Source organism: Aeromonas media (genome assembly GCF_000819985.1).
In the GTDB taxonomy this organism is placed as follows: Bacteria; Pseudomonadota; Gammaproteobacteria; order Enterobacterales; family Aeromonadaceae; genus Aeromonas; species Aeromonas media.
The window spans coordinates 1-5,798 of the sequence record NZ_CDBZ01000034.1 but is presented as its reverse complement, the minus strand read 5'-3'; the positions used below and the strand labels follow the sequence as shown (position 1 = coordinate 5,798).

The following is a 5,798-nucleotide window of genomic DNA, read 5'->3' as shown; positions in this document are numbered from 1 at the left end:
GCTCCCATTGTTGTTTCTGTGTTCATCAACCCGGTGCGCACTCAGCCCAGCAGTTGCCTCAGCTCATCCATGGTATCGACGATGGCAACGGGATGATGTTCGGCCAACCTGACACGATCATGTACACCCCAAGTGACGCCGATGCGGGGCATCTGCAAGGCCTCAGCCATCGCCATGTCATGGATGGAGTCGCCAATCATCACCGCCTGGTGCGGGGCAAAACCCAGCTCATCCAGAATTTGCGTCAACATCAGGGGATCGGGTTTGGAGTTCGCTTCATCCGCACCACGGCTGGCGGCAAAGAGAGGACGCAAACCCGTTTCATCCAGCACCCTGTCGAGGCCCCTGCGGGACTTGCCCGTGGCAACCGCGAGGCCAATGCCCTGTGCCCGCCAGCCAGAAAGCAACTCGCTAGCCCCGGCAAACAGCGGGCTGGGTGTCTTGTCATGCAGATAATGGTGACGATAACGGGCGATCAGGGCCTGGGCCCGCTCACTCCCCTCTGCCAGATTGAACAAACGGGGAATGCCGACCGCCAGGCTGAGCCCGATGATCTGATGGATGGACTGCGGCTCGGGCACCCCCTCACCGCAGTCGCGGGCGGCCGCTTGCACGCAGGCAACGATCCGCCCCACCGAATCCATCAGGGTACCGTCCCAATCGAAAATGGCGAGTCGGACGCGTTTCATCAGCGTGCCAGCTTGTTCAGGAAGGCATCGAGCTCGGGGGCGAGCGGCGCTTCCACCTGCATCTCGCGATCATCGGCCGGATGGGTGAAGCTCAGTTTCCAGGCGTGCAAGAAGAGCCGCTTCAGCCCCAGGGTCCGCATCTTCTCATCAAACGCCGCCTCACCGTATTTGTCATCACAGGCGATGGGATGGCCGGCATGCTGGGTATGAACCCGGATCTGGTGGGTACGACCGGTGATCGGGCTGCACTCCACCAGGGTCGCTTCGGAAAATTGACGGGCAATGCGGAAGCGGGTCTCGGAGGGCTTGCCGTCACTGCTGACCCGCACCACCCGCTCGCCGGATTGCAGATCGTTCTTGCGCAGCGGCGCATTGACCACCTTGACGTGGGACTGCCACTGACCGCGCACCAACGCCAGGTACTGCTTGCGCATGGTCTTGACCCGCAACTGCTCATGGAGGCTGCGCAGGGCACTGCGCTTCTTGGCAACCAGCAGCACGCCGGAAGTGTCGCGATCGAGACGGTGCACCAGTTCGAGGAACCGAGCTTCCGGACGCAGGGCGCGCAACCCTTCGATGACGCCAAAGCTCAAGCCGCTGCCACCGTGCACCGCCATGCCTGACGGCTTGTTCAGCACTATCATGGCCTCGTCTTCAAACAGGATCTGGCTCTCCAGACGCTGGATGCTGCCGAGGTTGGCAGAGGGCAATTCGTTCTTCTCGGCCACGCGCACGGGGGGCACCCGCACCTCGTCGCCGGCGCAGAGTTTGTATTCCGGTTTGATGCGTTTCTTGTTGACGCGCACCTCTCCTTTTCGAAGGATGCGATAGATCAGGCTCTTGGGGACGCCCTTTAACTGAGTCTTGAGAAAATTGTCGATGCGCTGCCCTTCATGCTCAGCTTCGATGGTGAGCAGCTGCACTTGTTGATGTATCTGTGTCATGGCGCGGATTTTAACACCGCCGGCAGCCCTTGGCTGCATGCTTTGTTAAAAAATGGCGTCTTGCTATAAAAGTGGTTTAAATGGGATAATAAACAAGGTTTTGTCATTGTGTTCAAGCCTTGTACTAAGTGGCCAAAAAGTATGCCACCCAATCCCGAAACACCGTGTATACAAGAACATGACGGTTCCCGGGTGCGAGGTACAACGCATGGAGAACGCAAACAGAACCGATTTAATTGTCTCCACACCGGTATCCTTAATTCATGCCTTCTCGAGAAGACTGAACCAGAGTGCCCTTAGTTTGCGCCTCATGCATACCCCAACCGGGAGGTTGCCCAAGCATGCTGAAGACCCGAGGCCGGCGCCGGCAGGATCCTGTGGAGGAATCAAAATGACAAAATAATGAGAACTCAATGAAAAGAATGCTAATCAACGCGACTCAGGAAGAGGAGTTGCGCGTAGCGCTGGTTGACGGACAACAGCTCTACGATTTGGATATTGAAAGTCCGGGACACGAGCAGAAAAAAGCGAACATTTACAAGGGTAAAATCACCCGCGTAGAACCCAGTCTTGAAGCTGCTTTTGTTGACTATGGCGCCGAGCGCCACGGTTTCCTGCCGTTAAAGGAAATCGCCCGCAATTACTTCCCCTCCGGTTACTCCTATCAGGGTCGTCCCAACATCAAAGAAGTGGTCCGCGAAGGCCAGGAAGTGATCGTCCAGATCGACAAGGAAGAGCGTGGCACCAAGGGTGCGGCCCTCACCACCTTCATCAGTCTGGCCGGCAGCTATCTGGTGCTGATGCCGAACAACCCCCGTGCTGGCGGTATTTCCCGTCGTATAGAGGGTGACGAGCGGACCGAGTTGAAAGAAGCCCTGAGCGGACTGACCGTGCCGGACGGCATGGGTCTCATCGTGCGTACCGCCGGTGTCGGCAAATCCCCGGAAGAGCTGGAATGGGACTTGAACGTTCTGCTCAACCACTGGGACTCCATCCACAAGGCGTCACAGGACCGTACCGCGCCCGTGCTCATCCACCAGGAGAGCAACGTGATCGTGCGTGCCATTCGTGACTATCTGCGTCGCGATGTCGGCGAGATCCTGATTGACAACCCGGTCATCTTCGAACGTGCCAAGTCGCACATCGAGCTGGTACGCCCCGATTTCCTCAATCGCGTGAAGCTGTACAAGGGTGATGTCGCCCTGTTCAATCACTTCCAGATCGAGAGCCAAATCGAGTCTGCCTTCCAGCGTGAAGTGCGTTTGCCCTCCGGCGGCAGCATCGTCATCGATCCGACCGAAGCGCTGACCTCCATCGATATCAACTCCTCCCGCGCCACCAAGGGCGGCGATATCGAAGAGACGGCGCTGCAGACCAACCTGGAAGCGGCCGACGAAATTGCCCGTCAATTGCGTCTGCGTGACCTGGGTGGCCTGATCGTCATCGACTTCATCGACATGACGCCGGTTCGCCATCAACGCGAAGTGGAAAATCGTCTGCGTGAAGCGGTCCATCAGGACAGAGCCCGCATCCAGCTGGGCCGGATCTCCCGTTTCGGTCTGCTGGAAATGTCTCGCCAGCGTCTGCGTCCCTCCCTCAACGAATCCAGCAGCCACATCTGCCCCCGTTGCCAGGGTCAGGGTGTCATCCGTGACAACGAATCCCTCGCCCTGTCCATCCTGCGTCTCATCGAAGAAGAGGCCATGAAGGACAACACCGAGCAGGTTCACGGCCAAGTGCCGGTCGATGTCGCCGCCTATCTGCTCAACGAGAAACGCGCCGCCATCGCCAGCCTGGAACAGCGCAATGATGTTCGTGTTTACATCATTCCGAACCAGCATCTGGAAACCCCGCACTACGAAGTGACCCGCATCCGTCAGAACGAGATCCCGGAAGCGGCCAGCTACGAGCTGAAAACCGAGATTGCCAAGCCGGTCTACCAGCCCAAGCAGGCTCAGGTCATTGAGCGCGAGCAGCCGCTGCTGCAAGGCTTCGTCCAGGCACCTCAACCGGCCGTCCCTGTTGTCGCCCCTGCCCCCGTCGCAGCACCGGCACCGGTCGCCGCCGAAGCGGGTCTGTTTGGCAAGTTGTTCAAGGCCATCTCCGGTCTGTTCGGCTCCGACACCGCCCAGGTTGAGGTGAAAGCACCCGCCGAGAAACCGGCTGCCCAACGGGAAGCGCGCAAGGATGAGGGTCACCGTCATCAGCGTGACGAAACCCGCAGCCGTGGCCAGCGTGGTCGTCGCGATGACAACCGCAGCAACCGCAACCCGGCCGACGCTGGCGAGAAGCGTGAAGGCGCGGCCAACCGCGAGGGTGGCGAGAGCCGCAACCGTCGTCCGCGTAAAGAGCGCGAGCCCCGTCAGGAGCGTGAAGCCCGTAGTGAAGTGCGTAGCGAACAGCGCATGGAACGTGAACCCCGTGGCGAAGTGCGCAACGAACCGCGTATGGATCGCGAACCCCGTGAGCCCCGTCAGGAACGTGAACCCCGCGCCCCGCGCCCGGCTCGCGAACCCCGTGCACCGCGCGAGCCCCGCGCCGAGGTCGTGGTTGAAGCGGTAGAAACAGTCGAGACTGTCGCCGTCAGCGCCGAGCCGCGTCAGGAAAAAGAGCAGAAAGTGGCCGAGCGTCGCGAACGTCGCCAGCTGCGCAAGCAGGTTCGGGTCGATGTCGCCGCCACCGACACCCCTGTCCTGCCGGTAGACGAGCAGGCTCCTGATCTGGCCGAGACTGCGGCCGTGGTCGGTGAGCAAGAGGAGCAGACCGAAGGTCAGCGCCGCTCTCGCCGTACTCCGCGCAGCCAGCGGATCGAAGGCCAGCGTCGCAAACGCATCAACGAAGATGCCCGTGGCCAGCGTGATGATGAACCTCAGGCCGACGTGCAACTGACGACAGCCGCCCAGGCGGATGCTGCTCAGGTGAAGGTGGAAGAGCCCGCCGTGCCTGTCATCACCATCCCGAGTGCCGAGGCCGTTGCCGCCGCGCTGCAAGCCTCCTCCGCACTGACCGAGCACGTGGTCGCTGAAGCCGTGGCCGAAGAGGCCCATGAGCAGGCTCAAGCGGCTGCGACCGAAGTCGCCGCCCCTGTGGTCGCCGAGGTGGTTGAAGCCCCCGTTGCAGTCGAAGCGGCTCCTGCCGCCATCGAGCCGGCCCCGGTAGCAATCGAAGCAGCTCCTGTCGCTGCCGAACCTGTGACCGAGGTGGTTGTCGAGGAGACTCAGGTCGTGGTCGAGGCCAGCGTCGCTGACCAGGCTGTGGTAGAAGCCGCCCCCGTTGTGGTGGAGCCGGTTCCTGCCCCGCAAGCCGAGGAAGCGATTCCTGCCGCCGAGCCTGTTGCCCCTGTGGTTGCACAGCCCGAGCCTGTCGTCGCCCCGGCCACCAAACCGGTTGCCAAAGGCGCTGGCGTACTGGCCCGTGCCCGCAAGGCTTCTGCCCCCATGGCAACGCCGGCAGCCGTGCCTGCCCCGGCTCCCCGTGAGCCGGTTGAGCAGGCCCCGCTGGAGCGTAGCGAAGTCGCGAGCTCAGGCCGCCACGGTGGCAGCACAGCCGCCGTCAATGTAGCAACCAGCCCGGCCGGTCGTCCCTGATCCACTGACTTGTCTGGTCTGATAAAAGAGCCACACCTCGTGTGGCTCTTTTTTTGCCTGACAATTGGTCTGTGTCCTCAATCCCTTGCCCCCTTGCTCCTCTTCCTCTTTCAGGGAAGACAAACTCTGGTACCGGGGTTCTCTGCTCTGCACTCCCCTCCATCTCTTGCTTTGTCGCGACCAAGATACCACTGACAATGCCATGGGGTGCCGCCCTAGCTCCTGTTATCCAGCCCTCTCGCTTTGTGGCAAGAGAGCCCGTCACAGGGCAAGTGCAAGTTTCCCCGCAACTCGACAAGGAATCATGGTCGGTCACACCGATGCCGAGCGGCGCGCGTCATGAGCGGATGCATTCAAGGAATGAAGGACGAGAGCCGAAGCCCTGATGAGAGGGTGAGACGATGGCTTAGCCCCCTGACAGACGAGACGGACTGCAGTCAGCTCCTTCTGCTGACAAGGCGGGTAAATGAGGAAGAGGAAAGCTGGCGGGAAATTATCAGTAAATGAACACTTTTGTTTGATGGCATATATGGCTTGTTTTGTCGGTTGCCGAGCATGTGCGTATTCCGGCGAAGTTG

General features: G+C 60.6%; 3 protein-coding genes. 1 reads left to right on the top strand and 2 read right to left on the bottom strand.

What is annotated here, in order from left to right; genetic code table 11:
- Window positions 1-41 precede the first annotated feature (41 nt).
- On the bottom strand, window positions 42-689 hold the full coding sequence (locus tag BN1127_RS02710; protein WP_005329555.1) for an HAD family hydrolase: 648 nt from the start codon (window positions 687-689) through the stop codon (window positions 42-44).
- Window positions 689-1,633 carry a 23S rRNA pseudouridine(955/2504/2580) synthase RluC gene (gene rluC / locus BN1127_RS02705; protein WP_202806771.1) on the bottom strand — a complete coding sequence of 315 codons (945 nt, stop codon included), beginning with the start codon at window positions 1,631-1,633 and terminating at the stop codon, window positions 689-691. The genes BN1127_RS02710 and rluC overlap by 1 nt, the downstream gene beginning before the upstream one ends.
- Before the next feature lie 413 nt (window positions 1,634-2,046).
- On the opposite strand from rluC, the gene rne reads away from it, so the two are divergent.
- Window positions 2,047-5,220: a ribonuclease E gene (rne, locus tag BN1127_RS02700; RefSeq protein ID WP_042648385.1), complete on the top strand. Its 3,174-nt coding sequence runs from the start codon at window positions 2,047-2,049 to the stop codon at window positions 5,218-5,220.
- The last annotated feature ends 578 nt before the right edge of the window (window positions 5,221-5,798 follow it).

Bases quoted from the DNA above. Each gene is read 5' to 3' on its own strand.
- BN1127_RS02710 (WP_005329555.1), bottom strand. From the start codon at position 689: ATGAAACGCGTCCGACTCGCCATTTTCGATTGGGACGGTACCCTGATG.
- rluC (WP_202806771.1), bottom strand. From the start codon at position 1,633: ATGACACAGATACATCAACAAGTGCAGCTGCTCACCATCGAAGCTGAG.
- rne (WP_042648385.1), top strand. From the start codon at position 2,047: ATGAAAAGAATGCTAATCAACGCGACTCAGGAAGAGGAGTTGCGCGTA.